Annotated in this window: 21 protein-coding genes; 14 read left to right on the forward strand and 7 right to left on the reverse strand. The window is 49.1% G+C overall.

Annotated elements, in window-relative coordinates; genetic code table 11:
* Nucleotides 1-140: 140 nt before the first annotated feature.
* The 9 genes from rsxA to gstA all read left to right on the forward strand — a co-directional run bounded on the left by rsxA (nt 141) and on the right by gstA (nt 9,478).
* Nucleotides 141-722: an electron transport complex subunit RsxA gene (gene rsxA, locus K9N75_RS11825; protein WP_224451643.1), complete on the forward strand. Its 582-nt coding sequence runs from the start codon at nt 141-143 to the stop codon at nt 720-722.
* The gene (gene rsxB / locus K9N75_RS11830; protein WP_039186654.1) at nt 722-1,330 is read left to right on the forward strand and encodes an electron transport complex subunit RsxB; all 609 of its coding nucleotides are present in this window, start codon (nt 722-724) and stop codon (nt 1,328-1,330) included. Before rsxA ends, rsxB begins: the two co-directional genes overlap by 1 nt.
* Entirely contained in the window at nt 1,323-3,461 is a 2,139-nt protein-coding gene (gene rsxC / locus K9N75_RS11835) for an electron transport complex subunit RsxC (protein WP_224451645.1), read from the forward strand. Before rsxB ends, rsxC begins: the two co-directional genes overlap by 8 nt.
* Complete coding sequence (rsxD, locus tag K9N75_RS11840; protein WP_061060029.1) at nt 3,462-4,514, forward strand: electron transport complex subunit RsxD; 1,053 nt, start codon at nt 3,462-3,464, stop codon at nt 4,512-4,514.
* Between the two features lie 9 nt (nt 4,515-4,523).
* Nucleotides 4,524-5,159, forward strand: coding sequence for an electron transport complex subunit RsxG (gene rsxG / locus K9N75_RS11845; protein WP_008813558.1), 636 nt, complete (start codon nt 4,524-4,526; stop codon nt 5,157-5,159).
* Nucleotides 5,160-5,161: 2 nt separating this feature from the next.
* Nucleotides 5,162-5,872, forward strand: coding sequence for an electron transport complex subunit E (locus K9N75_RS11850; protein WP_039186650.1), 711 nt, complete (start codon nt 5,162-5,164; stop codon nt 5,870-5,872).
* Nucleotides 5,869-6,510, forward strand: a complete 642-nt coding sequence (gene nth / locus K9N75_RS11855; RefSeq protein ID WP_008813560.1) for an endonuclease III — start codon at nt 5,869-5,871, stop codon at nt 6,508-6,510. Before K9N75_RS11850 ends, nth begins: the two co-directional genes overlap by 4 nt.
* A gap of 626 nt (nt 6,511-7,136) precedes the next feature.
* Nucleotides 7,137-8,648 carry a dipeptide/tripeptide permease DtpA gene (gene dtpA / locus K9N75_RS11860; protein WP_008813561.1) on the forward strand — a complete coding sequence of 504 codons (1,512 nt, stop codon included), beginning with the start codon at nt 7,137-7,139 and terminating at the stop codon, nt 8,646-8,648.
* A gap of 224 nt (nt 8,649-8,872) precedes the next feature.
* Nucleotides 8,873-9,478 (forward strand): glutathione transferase GstA, encoded by a 606-nt coding sequence (gene gstA, locus K9N75_RS11865; protein WP_008813562.1) that lies wholly within the window; start codon nt 8,873-8,875, stop codon nt 9,476-9,478.
* Between the two features lie 35 nt (nt 9,479-9,513).
* On the opposite strand, the gene cynR is transcribed toward gstA, so the two are convergent.
* Nucleotides 9,514-10,410 carry a transcriptional regulator CynR gene (gene cynR / locus K9N75_RS11870; RefSeq protein ID WP_224451647.1) on the reverse strand — a complete coding sequence of 299 codons (897 nt, stop codon included), beginning with the start codon at nt 10,408-10,410 and terminating at the stop codon, nt 9,514-9,516.
* 107 nt (nt 10,411-10,517) lie between these two features.
* Here cynR and K9N75_RS11875 point away from each other — a divergent pair, with 107 nt between their 5' ends.
* Together K9N75_RS11875 and cynS are read left to right on the forward strand one after the other, a co-directional pair.
* Nucleotides 10,518-11,180, forward strand: a complete 663-nt coding sequence (locus K9N75_RS11875; protein WP_224451649.1) for a carbonic anhydrase — start codon at nt 10,518-10,520, stop codon at nt 11,178-11,180.
* A gap of 25 nt (nt 11,181-11,205) precedes the next feature.
* Nucleotides 11,206-11,676, forward strand: coding sequence for a cyanase (gene cynS, locus K9N75_RS11880; RefSeq protein ID WP_224451651.1), 471 nt, complete (start codon nt 11,206-11,208; stop codon nt 11,674-11,676).
* 57 nt (nt 11,677-11,733) lie between these two features.
* Here cynS and pdxY read toward each other — a convergent pair whose 3' ends face one another.
* The 5 genes from pdxY to anmK all read right to left on the reverse strand — a co-directional run bounded on the left by pdxY (nt 11,734) and on the right by anmK (nt 16,638).
* Complete coding sequence (gene pdxY / locus K9N75_RS11885; RefSeq protein ID WP_061060027.1) at nt 11,734-12,594, reverse strand: pyridoxal kinase PdxY; 861 nt, start codon at nt 12,592-12,594, stop codon at nt 11,734-11,736.
* A 233-nt stretch (nt 12,595-12,827) separates the two neighbouring features.
* Nucleotides 12,828-14,102 carry a tyrosine--tRNA ligase gene (gene tyrS, locus K9N75_RS11890; RefSeq protein WP_008813567.1) on the reverse strand — a complete coding sequence of 425 codons (1,275 nt, stop codon included), beginning with the start codon at nt 14,100-14,102 and terminating at the stop codon, nt 12,828-12,830.
* A 129-nt stretch (nt 14,103-14,231) separates the two neighbouring features.
* Nucleotides 14,232-14,885 carry a pyridoxamine 5'-phosphate oxidase gene (gene pdxH, locus K9N75_RS11895; RefSeq protein WP_061060026.1) on the reverse strand — a complete coding sequence of 218 codons (654 nt, stop codon included), beginning with the start codon at nt 14,883-14,885 and terminating at the stop codon, nt 14,232-14,234.
* 298 nt (nt 14,886-15,183) lie between these two features.
* Complete coding sequence (locus tag K9N75_RS11900; protein WP_004095115.1) at nt 15,184-15,495, reverse strand: MliC family protein; 312 nt, start codon at nt 15,493-15,495, stop codon at nt 15,184-15,186.
* 27 nt (nt 15,496-15,522) lie between these two features.
* Entirely contained in the window at nt 15,523-16,638 is a 1,116-nt protein-coding gene (gene anmK, locus K9N75_RS11905) for an anhydro-N-acetylmuramic acid kinase (RefSeq protein WP_008813568.1), read from the reverse strand.
* A 355-nt stretch (nt 16,639-16,993) separates the two neighbouring features.
* Between anmK and K9N75_RS11910 the strand changes: the two genes are divergently transcribed.
* The gene (locus K9N75_RS11910) at nt 16,994-17,464 is read left to right on the forward strand and encodes an outer membrane lipoprotein (protein ID WP_004095110.1); all 471 of its coding nucleotides are present in this window, start codon (nt 16,994-16,996) and stop codon (nt 17,462-17,464) included.
* An 88-nt stretch (nt 17,465-17,552) separates the two neighbouring features.
* On the opposite strand, the gene slyA is transcribed toward K9N75_RS11910, so the two are convergent.
* Nucleotides 17,553-17,984 (reverse strand): transcriptional regulator SlyA, encoded by a 432-nt coding sequence (slyA, locus tag K9N75_RS11915; RefSeq protein ID WP_008813569.1) that lies wholly within the window; start codon nt 17,982-17,984, stop codon nt 17,553-17,555.
* A gap of 175 nt (nt 17,985-18,159) precedes the next feature.
* On the opposite strand from slyA, the gene K9N75_RS11920 reads away from it, so the two are divergent.
* Complete coding sequence (locus tag K9N75_RS11920; RefSeq protein ID WP_004095095.1) at nt 18,160-18,396, forward strand: DUF1656 domain-containing protein; 237 nt, start codon at nt 18,160-18,162, stop codon at nt 18,394-18,396.
* 6 nt (nt 18,397-18,402) lie between these two features.
* Nucleotides 18,403-19,263 carry an efflux RND transporter periplasmic adaptor subunit gene (locus K9N75_RS11925; RefSeq protein ID WP_061060024.1) on the forward strand — a complete coding sequence of 287 codons (861 nt, stop codon included), beginning with the start codon at nt 18,403-18,405 and terminating at the stop codon, nt 19,261-19,263.
* The last annotated feature ends 12 nt before the right edge of the window (nt 19,264-19,275 follow it).

The raw sequence follows: 19,275 nt of genomic DNA on the forward strand, positions 1-19,275 counted from the left end.
AAATCGAATAACCTTGTACTTGATCTGTTGTCGTCATGTGGCTGAGCCCCGATAATACGACGGCATTTCTTGGCACACATGATTTTGTGGTTAGGTTTTTGTTTGAAATTAGGTATAAGTTTGATGCTAGGTAGAGTCTGATGACCGATTATTTGCTGTTACTGGTCGGTACCGTTCTGGTCAATAACTTTGTGTTAGTTAAGTTTCTCGGCCTATGCCCATTTATGGGTGTGTCTAAAAAGCTGGAGACGGCCATAGGTATGGGGCTGGCAACCACGTTTGTACTGACCCTTGCTTCTGTCTGTGCATGGGCCTTTAATGAATTCATTCTGGTGCCGTTGGCGCTGGAGTATTTGCGTACCCTAACGTTTATTCTGGTGATTGCCGTTGTGGTGCAATTCACCGAATTGGTCGTACGAAAAACTAGCCCTGCGCTATATCGTCTGCTGGGCATTTTTCTTCCACTTATCACCACCAACTGCGCGGTGCTTGGCGTTGCGCTGCTCAACGTAAACCAGTCGCATAACTTTATGCAGTCGGCCGTTTACGGTTTTAGCGCTGCGGCGGGTTTCTCGTTGGTGATGGTACTGTTTGCCGCTATTCGTGAACGTCTTGCCGTGGCCGACGTTCCTGCGCCGTTCCGTGGTTCCTCCATTGCACTGATTACCGCCGGATTGATGTCGCTTGCGTTTATGGGCTTTACCGGGTTGGTGAAATTCTAATGTCGTCGTTGTGGATTGCTATTGCTGCCGTCGGTGCTATTGCGCTGGTTTCCGGCATCGTGCTCGGCTTTGCCGCGCGCCGTTTTAAAGTCGATGCTGACCCTGTTGTTGAGCAAATCGACGCTATTTTACCGCAAAGCCAGTGTGGTCAATGCGGGTATCCAGGCTGCCGTCCTTATGCAGAAGCCATTTCCGGCAGCGGCGAAAACATCAATAAATGTGCGCCGGGTGGCGAACAGGTGATGTTAAAAATCGCTGAGCTGTTGGCGGTTGATCCTCAGCCGTTAGAAGGTGATGCCGCGCAGTCTGAGCCAGTACGTCAAGTGGCTTTAATCGACGAAGAAAACTGTATCGGTTGTACCAAATGCATTCAGGCTTGTCCCGTTGACGCTATCGTCGGCGCGACGCGCGCAATGCATACCGTGGTTAGCGATCTTTGCACTGGCTGTAATTTATGTGTTGCTCCTTGTCCGACCGACTGCATCACGCTCGTGCCCGTGCCGACAACCACCGCAAACTGGAAGTGGGATCTGAACACCATTCCGGTGAGAACCATTACTGTCAATGCAATTTCTTCCCATGAATGTGAAGTAGAACACCATGTTTAATCTGTTTGCAGCGTTGAAAAAAGACAAGTTGTGGGACTTCAAAGGGGGAATTCATCCACCTGAAATGAAGCATCCGTCTAGCCATGTTCCGCTGCGCCATGTTTCGCTTCCTCCGATGTTGATTATCCCTCTTCAACAGCATATTGGGCAGGAAGGTGAGCTACTGGTGAAAGTCGGCCAACACGTGATGAAGGGCCAACCATTAACCCGCGGAGCTGGGCGGAATTTGCCGGTGCATGCCTCAACGTCCGGTGTTATCAGCGCGATCTCACCTCAGGTAACCGCGCATCCGTCAGGACTGAGCGAACCTTGCGTGACCCTGATCCCAGACAATCAAGATCGCTGGGGAGAGCTGCATCCCGTCGCGAATTTTCAGGCTGAATCCCCGCTGACGTTAACGCACCTGATCCACCAAGCCGGTATCGCTGGCTTGGGCGGCGCAGGCTTCCCAACCGGGAATAAGCTCGAGGGAGGTTACGGCAAAGTTGAAACGCTCATCATCAATGCCGCCGAATGCGAACCCTATATCACCGCCGACGATCGTCTGATGCGTGAGCACGCCGATGAAATCATTCTCGGCTGTGAAATTCTGGGCCACATTTTAACGCCCAAACGCACGTTAATTGGCATCGAAGACAATAAGCCAGAAGCAATAGCGGCACTTAAGAAAGCCCTTAAAGGGCATGACGATATCAAACTGCGCGTCATCCCAACCAAATATCCTTCCGGCGGTGCAAAACAGCTGACTAAGATCCTGACGGGTATGGAAGTTCCATTCGGTAAACACTCGGCATCTATCGGTGTCTTGATGCAAAACATAGGAACCGTGTACGCCATTAAACGCGCCATCATTAACGGTGAACCGTTGATTGAACGTGTTGTTACGTTGACCGGTGAATTGATGAAGAAACCGGGCAACGTATGGGCTCGGTTAGGTACGCCGGTTAAGCATCTGCTGCAAGCCGGTGAGTTTGAAGCACAGAATCGAACCCCAATGGTGATTATGGGCGGCCCACTGATGGGCTTTACCCTCGCCCATCTCAGCGTACCCATCGTAAAAATTAGTAACTGTATTTTGGCGCCGTCAAAGAATGAATTTGATGAAGCCGAAGAGGAACAAGCCTGCATTCGCTGTAGCCAATGCGCAGATGCCTGCCCTGCGGGTCTTCTGCCACAGCAGCTCTATTGGTTTAGCCGCGGCAAAGAGCATGAAAAGGCGCGTCAGCATCATCTGTTCGACTGTATCGAATGCGGGGCCTGTGCCTATGTCTGCCCGAGCAGCATTCCATTGGTGCAATACTACCGCCAAGAGAAAGCCGAAATTAAGTCCGCCGATCAAGAGGCCGCACGTGCGGCTCAGGCCAAAGAACGCTTCGAAGCTCGTCAAGCTCGCTTGGCGCGTGAAAAAGCGGCGAGAGAACTGCGTCATAAACAGTCTGCGGTCAACGTGAGCGAAAGCGATCAAAGCGCGGTACAAGCTGCCGTAGCTCGTGTGAAACAGCGTCAAGAACAGGCGAGCGGCATTAGCTCAATTCATCCGTTCAATAACGAACAAGAAGATAACAGCATCCGCGCCGCTCGTGAGGCCCGCAAGGCCTTGGCCCGCGAGCGTAAACAGGAAATCGCGTCGGATACGACAGCCGTTACGGCTAACACCGATGTCGATCCGCGCAAAGCGGCCGTTGCCGCCGCGCTCGCCCGCGTCAAAGCCAAAAAAGCTGCGCAGGACAGCCAGTCATCCAATATCGCAGCAGTAGCAGCAGTAAATGACGAGGCTAAAAATATCGTGGTTCCGGCTGAAGCATCATCTGATCCGAGAAAGGCTGCCGTGGCCGCTGCGATTGCTCGAGCCAAGGCGAAAAAGGCGGGCTTGCAGGATGGGGAAAATCAGCCTGAAGAGAAGGCCGATGCTCCCACCGAAGTCGATCCTCGCAAAGCCGCGGTTGCCGCCGCCATTGCGCGCGCGAAAGCCAAGAAAGCGGCTCAGGAAGCAGACACAAACACCGTGGAGCCATCAACAGAAGATGCTGCCACCGAACAAGATCCGCGCAAGGCCGCTGTTGCAGCAGCTATTGCCCGGGTAAAAGCGAAACAGGCCGCGCAAGCATCCGCTGCGGTTAATGAGGATTAAATGGCTTTTAGAATCGCCAGCTCACCCTTTACTCATAATCAACAATCCACGCAGCGTATTATGCTGTGGGTCATTTTCGCCTGTATTCCCGGTATTGCCGCACAGGCCTATTTCTTTGGCTATGGCAACCTGATCCAGTGTGCATTAGCCATTGTGACCGCGCTCCTAACCGAAGGGCTAGTGTTACGCCTGCGTCAGAAAAATATCGCTAAGACGCTGGGAGATAACTCTGCCCTGCTCACTGCATTGCTGCTAGGCATCAGCTTGCCGCCGCTTGCACCTTGGTGGATGGTGGTTCTTGGCACTGCCTTTGCGATTATTATTGCTAAACAGTTATATGGTGGTCTTGGGCAAAATCCGTTTAACCCAGCCATGATCGGCTATGTTGTATTGCTGATTTCGTTCCCCGTACAGATGACGACTTGGCTGCCGCCAGAAAGCTTGATGACCGCACCGCTGGATCTGAATGACACCCTGATGCTGATATTCAGCGGTCATACCACTGACGGAGCTGTTATTCATCAATTGATTCAAACAGCCGATGGCGTGAGCCAGGCAACACCGCTAGATAGCCTTAAAACAGGGTTACGCTCAGGTCATAGCGTGGTTGAAATCCTGCATCAACCGATATATCAAGGCGAATTTGCTGGACTAGGCTGGCAGTGGATTAACGCGGGTTTCCTGCTAGGTGGCATTATTTTGCTATTGCGGGGTGTAATCCATTGGCAGATCCCCGTCAGCTTCATCGTTGCACTGGCAGCCTGTTCGGCTCTCGGAGGCTATTTTACACCACATAACGCGGTGCCTCCGATGCTAGAGCTGTTCTCTGGTGCCACGATGCTGGGCGCTTTTTTCATTGCTACCGATCCAGTGACAGCCTCGACAACCCCGCGTGGACGTTTGATTTTCGGCGGGCTGATTGGCGCACTGGTCTGGATTATCCGTACCTACGGTGGCTACCCAGACGGCGTCGCCTTTGCCGTGCTGCTGGCTAACATTACCGTGCCACTTATTGACCATTACACCAAGCCGCGCGCTTACGGACATCGCTGAGGAGTTAGCATGCTTTCAACTATGCGCCGTCATGGCACCACGCTGGCGCTATTTGCGGTTTTAGCCACTGGCCTCACCGCCGTGGTTAATGAGTTAACGAAAGACACCATCGCCCATCAGGCCGAACTACAACAGAAGCAGCTGTTTGATCAGGTGCTGCCAGCAGAGATGTATAACAACGAGTTGCAACACGAATGTTACGTTGTCACTGATAAACGTTTAGGTTCAACAGCGCCGCACCATTTATATTTGGCGCGCAAAGACGGCGTACCGGTAGCTGCTGCGGTTGAAACTACCGCGCCTGATGGCTATTCCGGAGCCATTCAGTTGCTGGTTGCCGCCGATTTCTCAGGAAAAGTATTGGGCGTTCGTGTTCTAGAACACCATGAAACACCAGGACTGGGCGATAAAATCGATGCGCGTATCTCTGACTGGATTAACCGTTTTCGTAATCAAGTCGTTAAAGGCGACAACGACCCGCGTTGGTTTGTGAAAAAAGATGGCGGTATGTTTGATCAGTTTACCGGTGCGACCATCACGCCACGTGCGGTGGTGAATGAAGTTCGCCATACGGTTGTTTTCTTGCAACAAAATCGCGACCGTCTTGAATCGATGCCACGCTGCCCCACAAGCACGGGAGAGTAATAATGAGTGAAGCCAAAACGTTACTGGCCAATGGCCTGTGGAAAAACAACTCCGCGCTAGTTCAGTTGTTAGGGCTCTGCCCTCTACTGGCGGTTTCCTCTACCGCAACGAATGCGCTCGGGCTCGGACTTGCAACCACCTTGGTCTTGGTTTTCACCAATAGCGCCGTCTCCGCCCTGCGCCGTTGGGTACCGCACGAAATTCGTATCCCTATTTACGTCATGATCATCGCGTCGGTAGTGAGTACCGTGCAAATGCTGATTAATGCCTATGCCTATGGTCTTTATCAGTCTTTAGGCATCTTTATCCCGTTAATCGTGACTAACTGTATTGTTATCGGCCGCGCCGAGGCCTACGCCGCCAAAAATCCGGTAGGTCTTTCTGCTATCGATGGATTGGCGATGGGACTCGGAGCAACCTGCGCGCTGTTTGTGTTGGGTTCTCTGCGCGAAATCCTGGGTAACGGTACGCTGTTTAACGGCGCCGATTTGTTACTGGGATCTTGGGCGAAGTCATTACGCATTGAAGTATTCCATACCGATACCCCCTTCCTGCTTGCCATGCTGCCGCCGGGGGCTTTTTTGGGGCTGGGGTTCTTACTCGCACTAAAGTATGTTATTGATCAGAAAATGAAAGCGCGTCAGGCCTTGCGTCAAAATATGGCTGCGGCCACAACGACCCGCGTAGAACAAAATAGCGAACAAGCACTATGAATCAGGAAAAGCGCACGCTGATCCTTCAGCGGCTACAAGAGAACAATCCTCATCCTACAACCGAGTTAGCTTACAGCACCCATTTTGAGCTACTCATTGCCGTACTGCTATCCGCACAGGCGACCGACGTCAGCGTAAATAAGGCGACGGCGTTGCTCTATCCTGTTGCCAATACGCCAGCGGCGATGCTTGAACTTGGGGTCGACGGCATCAAGCAGTACATCAAAACTATCGGTCTGTATAACAGCAAAGCAGAAAATATCATTAAAACCTGTCGAATTCTGCTTGATGAACACCACGGCGAAGTACCTGAAAATCGTGCTGCGCTCGAAGCGTTGCCCGGTGTAGGGAGAAAAACCGCCAACGTGGTGTTGAATACTGCTTTTGGTTGGCCAACTATCGCCGTTGATACGCATATCTTCCGCGTCTGTAACCGTACAGGCTTTGCGCCGGGCAAAAACGTGGATGAAGTCGAAGCGAAGCTGCTGAAAGTCGTGCCGAAAGAGTTCAAGCTGGACTGCCATCATTGGCTGATTTTGCACGGTCGCTACACGTGTATCGCCCGTAAACCGCGCTGTGGCTCCTGCATTATTGAAGATTTATGCGAGTTTAAAGAAAAAGTTTACCCTGAATCCTAGCAAATAATGTTGTTATGAAGCACGGGAATCATCCCGTGCCGCCCCTTCGATAAAACCTCGTATTGCCGTCTCTCCATATCCTATCCCAGTGCAGTGCCCAATTACGTAACCGTGACATTGTTCTCTGTTTTTCTTAAAACGCACAGAAAGCAAACTCATTGGTAAATTCAAGACTTTTCGTTATCATTTTTTTGAAATAGATCACATTTGTAAAGCCACAAAAAAGCAACGTTTCCATACAAAATGTGAATTTTTTGGATAGTTATGCATATAAACTCTTATGCATTATTATAACAACGTCATTTTCCTCAATGGCAGTCGATCACGCTGCATTTTCAATTAATAGCAGAATATATAACGAAATACCTTCTGATTATGATTTAAGCAAAAGATTAATTCAAGAAACGCCAAAAACACAATGCTTCACTCTGCATAACATTTGTAACATCTGGCGGATGTTCTGCATGATGTTTATGTAACAGAATATTTCACAGGTATTGTCAGCGCCCCCCATATAGTGAACATTAACCCCCGATCTTCCAACCTATAACAATGCAAAAGGATGCTTCCCGGCATCACTTTTTGCTTCCCTGTCTTCGATAGGGTGTGAAAAATTAGAGGTACTTGTGTCAACTGCAAACAACAACAGTAATAAGGCAGACGAGAGCGTTAGTCTTAACGCCTTTAAGCAGCCTAGAGCTTTCTACCTGATTTTCTCCATCGAACTATGGGAACGTTTTGGTTACTACGGCCTTCAAGGCATTATGGCCGTTTATTTGGTCAAAATGCTGGGCATGACCGAAGCCGACTCTATCACCCTGTTCTCTTCCTTCAGCGCATTAGTCTATGGCTTTGTCGCCATCGGTGGCTGGTTAGGTGATAAGGTTCTCGGCGCTAAACGTGTCATTGTGCTGGGTGCATTGGTATTAGCGGTCGGTTACGCCTTAGTCGCATTCTCTGGCCATAATATTACGTGGGTTTATGCAGGTATGGCGACTATCGCCGTTGGTAACGGTTTGTTCAAAGCAAACCCATCCTCCCTGCTGTCTACCTGCTATGAGAAAAACGATCCGCGTTTGGACGGTGCATTTACCATGTACTATATGTCCATCAACATTGGCTCCTTCTTCTCTATGCTGGCGACCCCGTGGTTAGCCGCACAGTATGGCTGGAATATCGCGTTCTCACTGAGCGTTGTCGGCATGCTGATCACGCTGGTCAACTTCATGATGTGCCGTCGCTGGGTTAAAGACCACGGTTCTAAGCCTGACTTTGAGCCATTAGCGTTTAAAAAACTGCTGATGACGCTTGTAGGTATTGTGGTTCTGATCGGTATTTCTTACTGGCTTCTACACAACCAAGTCGTCGCTCGCTGGGCTCTGGCCATTATCTCTCTGGGTATCGTTTTGGTATTCGCTAAAGAGACATTCGCCCTGCATGGCGCTGCTCGTCGCAAAATGATTGTGGCATTCCTGTTAATGCTGGAAGCCGTAGTGTTCTTCGTACTGTACAGCCAGATGCCAACGTCGCTGAACTTCTTCGCTATTCATAACGTTGAGCACTCTATTCTCGGTATCGCATTTGAACCCGAACAGTATCAGGCTCTGAACCCATTCTGGATCATGGTCGCTAGCCCAATTTTGGCTGCGGTTTATAACAAGATGGGTGACCGTCTGCCAATGCCGCACAAATTTGCTATCGGTATGGTGCTTTGTTCTGGTGCCTTCTTGGTACTGCCATGGGGCGCAACCTTCGCCAACGAGCAAGGCATTATGTCTGTGAACTGGTTGATTCTGAGCTACGCGCTGCAGAGTATCGGTGAACTGATGATTTCTGGCTTGGGTCTGGCTATGGTTGCACAGCTGGTTCCACAACGCCTGATGGGCTTCATCATGGGCTCTTGGTTCCTGACGACCGCAGCTGCCGCGCTGATTGCAGGTAAAGTTGCTGCGCTGACCGCAGTACCTTCAGACGTACCTGATGCACATGCTTCACTGGCTATCTATAGCCATGTATTTATGCAGATTGGTATTGTTACTGCCGTTATCGCCGTACTGATGATGCTGACCGCGCCTAAACTGAATCGCATGACTCAGAGCAGCGATGAAGAAACCGCTCGCGAAGCTGCAACCGCTTAATTGCTAAAGTAATGTCCAAAAAGCACCCTTAGGGGTGCTTTTTTTATTCGTGAATTAACTGCAAATACATAAAGCAATGACTGACAAGAGAGCGATGTCGCCGTAATATGAATTTTCGGTAGTTATCGCCCTAAGTCATTCGTATGGCATGCAGCTATCAGATGTGCAGCCTGAAGTATGGCGGGTACAATCTAACTGTCTCAGGATCGTCCGAGGAGTATTTGATGAAACTGTTTTACAAAGCCGGAGCTTGTTCTCTCTCTCCGCACATCGTTTTGCGTGAGGCTGGGCTGGACTTTACGATTGAGCGCGTCGATCTTGCCACTAAAAAGACCGAGCACGGTGAAGACTTTCTGAAGATCAATCCGAAAGGCCAAGTACCTGCCCTGTTATTAGACGACGGTAGCTTACTGACCGAAGGCGTTGCCATTGTGCAATATCTGGCCGACAAAGTTCCTGATCGTAATCTCATCGCACCGTCAGGGACTCTGGCTCGCTATCACGCTATCGAATGGTTGAACTATATTGCTACCGAGTTGCATAAAGGCTTCAGCCCATTGTTCAATCCGAAGACGCCTGACGAATATAAAGCCATTGCGCGCCAGAAGCTGGAACAGCAGTTTACCTATCTAAATGGGGTGCTGAGCAACCAAAACTATCTGCTAGGTGCTCGTTTCAGCGTTGCTGATGCTTATCTGTTTACCGTTTTAGGTTGGGCTAAAGCGCTGCATTTCGATCTCCCCGCCTATCCACACATTGTGAACTATGTCGCTCGTATCGCTGCTCGTCCTGCCGTTGACGCTGCTCTGACCGCCGAAGGTCTGAAGTAATCGATGCCACATTCTGAAAAGGCCCTTTGGGCCTTTTATGTTTGTTCAAAAACCACCTGCGTAAATTCAGCATCTATCAACGCCTTAAACGCCTGACTGGCTGCATTGGTATAATGTGTTTTATGCTGCAGCAGTGCGGCTATTCGCTCTGGCAGCATAGGCATTAACTCGATGGCATGAATTTTACTCTGCTTTTCGATGATAGCCTGCGGCAATATGGAAACCAGCTCGCTATTCTTCACCAAATCCAAAATAGTGCTGATGGAATTAGCCTCAATGGCCAAATTGGGTTGCAGCTGATATTGATTAAAATAGCGATCAATATAACAGCGCGTAGCAAAGTCCTGACTTAATAACACCATGGGCGCGGTAGCAATCTCATCCTGCGTCATCATCGTTTGATGATAGAGAGAACTGTTTTCCCCCACCGCAACCGCCAGCCGTTCGGTAAACAACGGCTGATAGCGAATATGCTCAGACTCCGGAGAAACAAAAGCCACGCCAAGATCGATATCACCTTCCAGCAAATCTTTTTCTATCTGTTCCTGCGAAAGCTCACGCAGATGTAGCTTGATATGGGGATAAAGTTGATAGAAACGCTTGAACAACGGCCCAATTAAATAAGCACTGAAAGTCGGTGTAAAACCCACCCGCAAGCTTCCGCGGCTTAAATCCTGCACGTCATGAATAGCACGATAGCCCATTTCAAGTTCATTCAACGCACGGCGGGCATGATAAAGATACACTTCACCTACATCGGTGGGCCTAATGACGCGGTTCGAACGGTCGAGCAAAACGACGCCCAGTTGTTCCTCTAGCTGTTTGATTTTCTGCGATAGTGCCGGTTGAGATAAACAGACTTCTTCCGACGCTCGAGTGAAATTGCGGTGCTTAACAACGGAGAGCAAAGCCCGCAGATTACGAAGGAACATAACACCTACTATTCAAAAAAATTATACCAAGTATAAAAAATGGCGCTTAGACATTATACCTAGAAAGCCGCATTCTTGCTGCACGTTTTAGCACGCAGGAAAATATCATGCAGAACATCATTGAAGGCTTCTTAAAATTTCAACAGGAATGCTTTCCACAGCGCACCGAGCTTTTCAAAGATCTAGCCAATAAACAGAGTCCTAGCGTTCTCTTCATCACCTGCTCCGACAGCCGCGTGGTGCCGGAGTTTCTCACCCAACAAGAACCCGGCAATTTGTTTGTTATTCGTAACGCCGGCAATTTAGTGCCGTCTTATAGCCCCGAAGTCGGTGGCGTTTCCGCCAGCGTTGAATATGCGGTCGCCGCGCTTGGCGTGACCGATATTGTAATTTGTGGTCACTCCGACTGTGGCGCTATGACGGCCATTAACCAAAGTATCTGCCTTGATCATATGCCGATGGTGGCAAAGTGGTTGAAACATGCCGATGCAGCCAAGCTGGTCAATGCTTCGCGTTTTTATGCTTCCGAAGCTGAAAGCCTCAATGGCATGGTTCAAGCCAACGTCGTTGCGCAGCTTTCCAACTTGAAAACACACCCTTCCGTTGCCGTAGCCATTGAACAAGGGCGGCTTAACCTACACGGCTGGGTTTATGACATCGAAAACGGAGCGATGCTGACGCTTGAAGGCGAAAGCCAAAAATTCGTTTCACTCACAGAAAAACCCTACGCCTGCGCTTTGGCCTCACACCATACCGCTAACGCAGCCTAACTCTTTTCATTAGAAGGAAAACACCATGACTCAGACCTTAACCACCCAGACAGCACGCGTCGCCTTAACAGAAACTATCGTGATGGCAAAAATTGCGAAGAATCTTTCATGGCAGGATCTGGCTGACGGTACCGATATGAATATCGCGTTTGTCACGGCTGCATTGTTGGGCCAGCATGCTTTGCCGGAATGCGCTGCACAAAAGATTGTAAAACAGCTGGAGCTTGCACCAGAAGCGGCTCTGTTGCTGCAAGCCATCCCTATACGCGGTTCAATTCCACAGGGTATTCCGACCGATCCAACGATCTATCGTTTCTATGAAATGCTGCAGGTATACGGTACAACGCTGAAAGCGTTGGTACACGAGCAGTTTGGCGATGGGATTATCAGTGCAATAAATTTCAAGATGGATATCAAGAAGGTGGAAGATCCTGAAGGTGGCTCACGCGCGGTAATCACCTTTGATGGGAAGTATTTGCCGACCAAACCATTCTGATCTTAATGAAAGAGAAAATCCCCCTGCGTTCAGGGGGATTCTTTAATGCTACGGTATTTATAATTCGACGGCGGCAAACTGATGAACGGGCTGCGCAATGCGATCCTGAGCAGCTACTACCTGTAACTCATATTCGCCCATTTCTTTCGTGGTCAACATCACCTCATAAACAGCGGCTGTCACGTGTTCCAAGGCTTTCTTCAACGGTTCACCCTTCAGCATGTTGACCAATAACAAGCCACTGGTCAAATCGCCAACGCCAACCGGCTGGCGTTCGCCGAAATCAACCAGCGGGCGGCTGATGTGCCATGCCTCATCCGCGGTAACGAGGATCATTTCAAAGCGATCTTTATGATAGCCAGCATAGGCTAAATGCTTAACCAAAACGACTTTAGGACCGCGAGCAATCACGCTACGGGCTGAGGTTAAGGCGTCTTCTACGCTGTTAATGGTATGTCCGGTCAGTTGTTCTAATTCAAGCAGATTAGGTGCCATGATATCGCTGCTAGCGACGGCATCGCGAGCGAAAAACTCGGCGACGCCCGGAGCAACGATGCAGCCCTTTTCCGGATGCCCCATCACGGGGTCGCAGAAATACCATGCATTGGGATTCGCCGCTTTCACTTTACGTACAATATCCAAAATATGTCCGCCCTGTTCCGGCGAACCAATATACCCACTCAATACGGCATCGCAGTTTTTAAGCTGATCGATATCTGCAATTCCCTGCACAATTTCCGTCAAATGGTTGGCGGGCATCACACAACCAGTCCAGTGACCATACTGGGTATGATTTGAAAACTGAACGGTGTTCAGCGGCCAGACATTAACGCCCATACGACGCATAGGGAATACAGCGGCACTGTTTCCTGCGTGACCAAAAACCACATGAGATTGAATAGATAGGATATTTTTCATGGATGCGACCTACATCGCTGTCGCTGTCGACAGCCGTTTATTCATAATAAGGGGAAAATAAGGGGGACCTGAGTCCCAATTGGTCACTTAAGCGTGATTTTAGGGGAAGTACACCGATGGGGTCGTAGCAGCTTTAGCTGCCGGAGCGCCCCGCGGTGTGCTAGCCCCGTGTATCTCGATCTCTTAAACGATCAGCATTAGGACCTGAGTCCCCCTTTAATTGCATCCGTGGCTTACTTCCAGCAAATCAGGCAGTAATTCTTTTTACCGCGACGCAATAAAGTAAAGCGTCCGAACAGACGATCAGCATCGCTGAAGGTATATTCCGGATCAGACTGTTTTTCGCCATTGATGGTAATTGCATTAGACGCGATAGTTTTACGCGCCTGACCACGAGACGGCTGTAGTTCAGAATCCACCAGCGCCTGCTGCAAGTCTGCATCACGCTCCAGCTCAACCATAGGCATACCGTCTTGTGCCAGCTGAGCAAAGTCAGCTTCAGTCATTTCACTCAGTGCGCCAGAGAATAAGCTCTGAGTAATACGTTTTGCCGCAGCCAGGCCTTCTTCACCGTGAACCATACGGGTCACCAGCTCAGCCAGAACGTACTGTGCACGCGGCGCTTTTCCACTGTTTTTATCTTCTTCTTCCAGAGCATCAATGTCCTTCAGATCCATAAAGGTGAAGAACTTCAGGAAGCGGTACACGTCCGCATCCGCGGTGTTGATCCAGAATTGGTAGAATTTGTACGGACTGGTTTTCTTCGGATCCAGCCATACTGCGCCGCCTTCGGTCTTACCGAATTTGGTACCATCGGCTTTGGTAATCAACGGAACGGTCAAACCCCACACCTGTTTCTGATGCAGACGACGAGTCAAATCGATACCAGAAGTGATGTTGCCCCACTGATCGGAACCCCCGATTTGCAGCTCTACGCCGTGCAGCTCATTCAGGCTGGCAAAATCGTAGCCTTGCAGCAGATTGTAGGAGAACTCGGTGAACGAAATGCCCACATCGTCACGGTTCAAACGTTGTTTAACCGCTTCTTTGTTGATCATCTGATTGACAGAGAAATGCTTGCCGATGTCACGCAGGAAGGTCAGCACGTTCATGTTGCCGAACCAATCGTAGTTGTTGGCTGCGATTGCGCTGTTTTCACCGCAGTCGAAGTCCAAAAACGGTGCTACCTGATGACGGATTTTGTCTACCCACTCATGCACGGTATCCTGAGTATTCAGTTTACGTTCGGTGGCTTTAAAGCTGGGATCGCCGATCAGACCGGTTGCGCCGCCCACCAGAGCAACAGGCTTATGGCCTTCTAACTGGAAACGTTTCAGACACAGCAACGGAACCAGATGGCCCAAGTGCAAGCTGTCAGCGGTAGGATCGAAACCGCAATACAGTGCTAATGGCCCTTGCGCCAGTCGCTCTGCCAACGCTTCTTCATCCGTTACCTGGGCAATGAGGCCCCGCTCTTGCAGTTGTTTAATCAGGTTGCTGCTCGCCATTAAAGACTCCATTTGATTTTAATTTACTACCGCGCGCTCCATACGGGAGATAGCTCGTGCGGGTGATTAGCCCTATAGAATAAAGTGGTCACGCCCGTCGCGCTAGATTTAACTCGTGTTTTTCGCTGATTAAGGCGCCAACCGGTCAATTTCCCATACATCGCCATGACGTTGGTAAATAAAACGGTCATGCAAACGATTTTCTCGTCCCTGCCAAAACTCCATCGAGTTGATTTTTACGCGATATCCACCCCAGAAACTGGGTAACGGGATCTCGCCTTGTAGGAATTTTTGCTTCAGTTCGAGAAATTTTCCCTCCAGAATTCCTCTGGTCGAGATCCGCGATGACTGGCGCGATACCCAAGCGGCAATCTGGCTATCTTTAGGTCGACTATGGAAGTACTTCATCACTTCCAGCGTAGAAAGCTTTTCAACTGTCCCTAACACGCTGACCTGCCGGTCAAGCATATGCCACGGGAAATGCAGGCTGATATGAGGATTTTCTTCCAACTGCTGCGCTTTGCGACTGCCTAGGTTGGTGTAAAACACCATCCCCTGCTGATCAAAATGTTTCAGCAGCACAATACGCTGGTATGGCTGGCCATGTTTATCCACCGTCGCTACACACATAGCAGTTGGGTCGGCCAAACGCGCGTCACAGGCTTGTTTGAGCCAACGTTCGAACATCTCTAACGGATCGTCGGTAAGATCGCTCCGGCGTAATCCACCACGCACATACTCGCGACGCAGATCGGCAACATCAAACTCGTTGTTTTCACTCATATTCAGCAGTCCTTCACCCGTCAAGAGCCTTATTCTGCGCCCGTGGGATAAGAATCTCAATTCACCGATCGTTCGGAAAATAGCTCGATGCGCGATAACATCTAAAACCCGAGCACAAATCGCGTTATTTTTAGCCAAAACAGGAACGCAACAGCCTTTTATTTTATTGATTTTTATGTATTTTTATTTCAGTGAGGAATACAGAGGGACAGTACACGGTCTGTTATAGGGACAGTAGTGACAGAAAGGATAAGAGAAGGCTTAAAAATGGGGGCAGCGTATCGCTGCCCCATGTGAACTAGGATTTAAGGACACAGTTGTCGATAATGATTTGCTCATTACGTTCCACAAAAGCCGTATTCCCCTTCGACCAAAACGTATATTTGCCATCACTGTAGCGCGCACCCGACGCAGAGACCACATGCGGCAAGGTGAGCTGATTACCATCCATAATAAAGCTCACCTGATCTTTTTGGTTATCCACCGTCACCGTCAACGGTGTGGTGCCGCATTGATAACTAAACTGCTCCGGCGCCACTTCTTTTTTATGCATCGACTGACATCCAGCCAGCAACAAAATCGCAGCAGCAGCACAGGTATACTTAAACATGAGTGCTCTCCCATTTTTACGGATAAATTAGATAATGTGGTTCGCAGGATAAATCGCGCCAAGTACAGTTTCCTGCGAGGCCCCCGTAACCGACGGTAAATTACCCGGCAGCCCTGACAACGTGCGATACGCTAGCCATGCAAAGGCTAACGCTTCCATATCATCGCCGCTGACGCCATAGGCGTCCGTACTACATACTTCAGTTCCTGATAACAGGGCTGCCATACGGCTCATCAATAGCGGATTTCTCGCGCCACCACCACACACCAGCAGACGCTCACAGCCTCCCGCGAGCTGAACCTGATCGCAGATACTGATTGCGGTCAATTCGGCCAGAGTCGCCTGCACATCCACGGCGGGGAGCGCAGGTTGTAAACTCAGCTGATGCTCTAGCCAACCTAGGTTAAAAAGCTCTCGCCCCGTACTTTTCGGCGCAGGTCGTGCGAAATAGGGCTCAGCCAGCAGTTGCTGTAACAGCGCCTGATTCACCGTTCCCTGCATCGCCCACTCTGCATCTTTATCATAAGCCTTGGCATGATTGCGCCAGATCCATGCATCCATCAGCATATTGCCGGGGCCGGTATCAAAGCCGCGCACCGGTAAACCGGGGAGCAATAACGAAAGATTGGCAATACCGCCAATATTCAGCACCATGCGCCGCTCAACCGGGTGGGTAAGCAAAGCATGATGAAACGCAGGCACCAACGGTGCCCCTTGCCCGCCATAGGCCATATCACGACGACGAAAATCGCCAACGGTAGTAATTCCCGTCAGCGCGGCAACGCGGTTATTGTCGCCAATCTGCATGGTAAAAGGCTCATCACCTTCTGGTTGATGCCAGACGGTTTGTCCGTGGCAGCCAATCGCGGTGATATCCTGAGCACTTAGCGATGATTTAGCTAACAGGTGATTGATCGCCTCGGCATATAAGCTCCCCATCTGACGATCCAATTCCCCAACCTGAGCGAGCGTGACCGCCTGTCCCTGACACATCCCTAAGATCGCTTTTTTAACAGCAATCGGTATTGGATGTGAATATCGGCTCTGCTGTGCAACCATCCGCTCATCAATAGCGGCAATGACAACGTCAATCCCGTCAAGGCTGGTTCCTGACATAACGCCAATGTACCGTCCCGATCTCATTTCATCGTCCTTATTTATTATCGTAGAGTGAAATTATCCGCTTCAGGCATCAAACGAAACCGGATTTATCTAATTTCCGTGCCAATATCATAAACTTTCCTTACTTTAGTTGACGTAATATTTTCACAGCGAAAGATTTGCATGCTGACAAAATGCAGTAAAATAGTGATATTCGTTGACGATAATTTAATCCATCGCAACTTAAACGGTTGTTTATTGTTGGTTGAGTCATTCAACGGTATGCTACAGCGATACAGGCAAAGGTATATAGCCAACCCTTTAGAGTAAACACACAGCCGCAACGACAGGCAAAATCAGCCCGCGCGTAAAAGGCCAGAATGGAAGGAATATTTTTATGATTAAGCGTCTTATTGTTATCGCTCTCGCCGGTGCGACATTGGCTGGTTGTGCTAACACCAGTACGTTATCTGGTGACGTTTATACTGCCGGTCAGGCTAAAGAAGTTCAGCAAGTTACCTACGGTAGCATTGTCTCAATTCAGCCAGTTCGAATTCAAGCGGGCAACGATAGCAACGTTATCGGTTCTATCGGCGGCGCGGTTCTGGGTGGATTTTTAGGTAATACTGTCGGTGGTGGTACGGGTCGTAGCCTAGCCACAGCAGCGGGTGCTGTTGCAGGTGGCTTAGCTGGCAACAGCATTGAGGGCGCAGTAAACCGTACCGACGGTGTTCAACTCGTCATTCGTAAAGATGACGGCAAAACCATCGCAGTGGTACAGAAGAACGGCAACAAACCTTTCTCTGTTGGCCAGCGCGTTATGCTGTTGTCTAGCGGTAGCAGCGTGAGTGTTTCCGCAACGAACTAAGCCTTGTGTGGCTAAAAGAGATCACCAAACCGGAGACAATGTCTCCGGTTTTTTTGGGTTTGCTGATAGTAATAAAAAAGACTAATAATTATTTGTTTTGTAGATGAATAATATTTTGTTCCAGACGTTCTATCAAATTGGTCAGCAGTGTCACTTCTTCTGGGGAAACCCCAGATAAAATTTCACCGCGAGTTATGGTAATGACGTCATTGACTTCCTTGATAATAGGTGCGGCTTCTTCCGTTAACTTAATGCGTTTAGCGCGTCGATCGTTTGCGCAGGTATGACGGGTAATTAGCCCCTTTTCCTCAAGCTGGTCTAGCGTACGAACCAGTGAAGGTTGCTCAATGCCGATAGCTTTGGCCAGTTGGATTTGAGACTGGTCTGGCGGTAGACGATTAATGTTGTACAGAGTTACCCAATGCGTCTGCGTTAGTTCCAATGGCTTCAAACGCTGATCGATTAACGCTCTCCATACACGGACTAATCGTGCTAAATCCGACCCTAGTGTCGATTCCAATTTACTCTCCTTATAATTAGCATGCTAAGATACTCACCCAGAGTAGCTTCTAGTTTGGTTCCCAATCGTAAAAAATTCAAATGTATATCTACAACCTCCAGAAAATAATCTATGCATATGGTGAATTAACATCTATGTTACCTATAAATCTCTTAATGGATCAGGAGTGGTAAACATGGACATCATCTCCTCCTCTCAGGGCTCGCCCTTACAGGATCTCATCTTAGGCGCTTCGCTCTATTTTCCGCCTATTTTTAAAGCAGTTCTGCTCGGCATTGTTTTTTGGCTGCTAATCCACCGTATATTTCGCGATACTATTTATTCGGGCGATATTTGGCACCCAACATTGATGGATTTGTCAATTTTTGTCATTTGTGTCAGCGCCAGTCTTTGGCTATTAACCAGTTGGTAAAATAATATGAAACTGAACACATTACGCTACTTCTCAACGGTTATAGTTTGTGCAATAGCGATCACCGCAGGCTGGTGGGCCTGGAATTATTATATGCAATCACCTTGGACTCGCGACGGAAAAGTCCGGGCTGAACTTGTCAATATTACACCAGAAGTATCTGGAAAAATCATCAACGTAAATATCAATGATAACCAACAGGTAAAACAAGGCGATTTACTATTTTCATTAGACCCGACACCCTTTGAAATTGCACTTAGCAACGCCAATGCCGCCATGGCAAAAGCAGAGTCCGATCTGGCTAAGGCCACTCATGAAGCAGCTCGACGCGGCAATCTGCCCCGCAACGTGATTTCTGCGGAAGATCTCGACGAAGCAAATTTAAATGCGCAGGCAATGAAAGCTAATTATAAATCCGCGCAATCTAATTTGGAACAGGCTAAGTGGAATTTACAGCATACTAATATTTATGCGCCCGTCAGTGGTTTTATAACTAATTTACAAACTCGAGTCGGGAATTATGCCTCTATTGGCTCACCCCTTGTGGCTCTTATTGATATTAATTCGTTTTATGTTATGGGATATTTCGAAGAAACTAAGCTAAAGCATATACACATCGGAAATAACGTTGATATAACTCTATATAACGGAAATATCCCACTCCATGGGAGCGTTGAAAGTATTGGGCGCGCGATTTACGACCAAAGCGTAGACAGTAGCGATAATATGCTACTTAACGTAAAACCTAACGTTCCTTGGGTACGCCTTGCTCAACGCGTGCCGATCAGAATAAAACTGGAAAATGTTCCTAAAGACGTTTTGCTGGTGGCTGGCACCACTTGCACAATTACCGTTCGCGCTAACTAACGGGATAGAATT

Source organism: Hafnia paralvei (assembly GCF_020150375.1).
Lineage (GTDB): Bacteria > Pseudomonadota > Gammaproteobacteria > Enterobacterales > Enterobacteriaceae > Hafnia > Hafnia paralvei.

Bases quoted from the DNA above. Each gene is read 5' to 3' on its own strand.
- K9N75_RS11850 (WP_039186650.1), top strand. From the start codon at position 5,162: ATGAGTGAAGCCAAAACGTTACTGGCCAATGGCCTGTGGAAAAACAAC.
- K9N75_RS11900 (WP_004095115.1), bottom strand. From the start codon at position 15,495: ATGTTTAAGTATACCTGTGCTGCTGCTGCGATTTTGTTGCTGGCTGGA.
- cynR (WP_224451647.1), bottom strand. From the start codon at position 10,410: ATGTTCCTTCGTAATCTGCGGGCTTTGCTCTCCGTTGTTAAGCACCGC.
- gstA (WP_008813562.1), top strand. From the start codon at position 8,873: ATGAAACTGTTTTACAAAGCCGGAGCTTGTTCTCTCTCTCCGCACATC.
- nth (WP_008813560.1), top strand. From the start codon at position 5,869: ATGAATCAGGAAAAGCGCACGCTGATCCTTCAGCGGCTACAAGAGAAC.
- rsxA (WP_224451643.1), top strand. From the start codon at position 141: ATGACCGATTATTTGCTGTTACTGGTCGGTACCGTTCTGGTCAATAAC.
- pdxY (WP_061060027.1), bottom strand. From the start codon at position 12,594: ATGAAAAATATCCTATCTATTCAATCTCATGTGGTTTTTGGTCACGCA.
- cynS (WP_224451651.1), top strand. From the start codon at position 11,206: ATGACTCAGACCTTAACCACCCAGACAGCACGCGTCGCCTTAACAGAA.
- K9N75_RS11875 (WP_224451649.1), top strand. From the start codon at position 10,518: ATGCAGAACATCATTGAAGGCTTCTTAAAATTTCAACAGGAATGCTTT.
- K9N75_RS11920 (WP_004095095.1), top strand. From the start codon at position 18,160: ATGGACATCATCTCCTCCTCTCAGGGCTCGCCCTTACAGGATCTCATC.
- K9N75_RS11910 (WP_004095110.1), top strand. From the start codon at position 16,994: ATGATTAAGCGTCTTATTGTTATCGCTCTCGCCGGTGCGACATTGGCT.
- rsxC (WP_224451645.1), top strand. From the start codon at position 1,323: ATGTTTAATCTGTTTGCAGCGTTGAAAAAAGACAAGTTGTGGGACTTC.
- rsxB (WP_039186654.1), top strand. From the start codon at position 722: ATGTCGTCGTTGTGGATTGCTATTGCTGCCGTCGGTGCTATTGCGCTG.
- pdxH (WP_061060026.1), bottom strand. From the start codon at position 14,885: ATGAGTGAAAACAACGAGTTTGATGTTGCCGATCTGCGTCGCGAGTAT.
- rsxD (WP_061060029.1), top strand. From the start codon at position 3,462: ATGGCTTTTAGAATCGCCAGCTCACCCTTTACTCATAATCAACAATCC.
- rsxG (WP_008813558.1), top strand. From the start codon at position 4,524: ATGCTTTCAACTATGCGCCGTCATGGCACCACGCTGGCGCTATTTGCG.
- anmK (WP_008813568.1), bottom strand. From the start codon at position 16,638: ATGAGATCGGGACGGTACATTGGCGTTATGTCAGGAACCAGCCTTGAC.
- tyrS (WP_008813567.1), bottom strand. From the start codon at position 14,102: ATGGCGAGCAGCAACCTGATTAAACAACTGCAAGAGCGGGGCCTCATT.
- K9N75_RS11925 (WP_061060024.1), top strand. From the start codon at position 18,403: ATGAAACTGAACACATTACGCTACTTCTCAACGGTTATAGTTTGTGCA.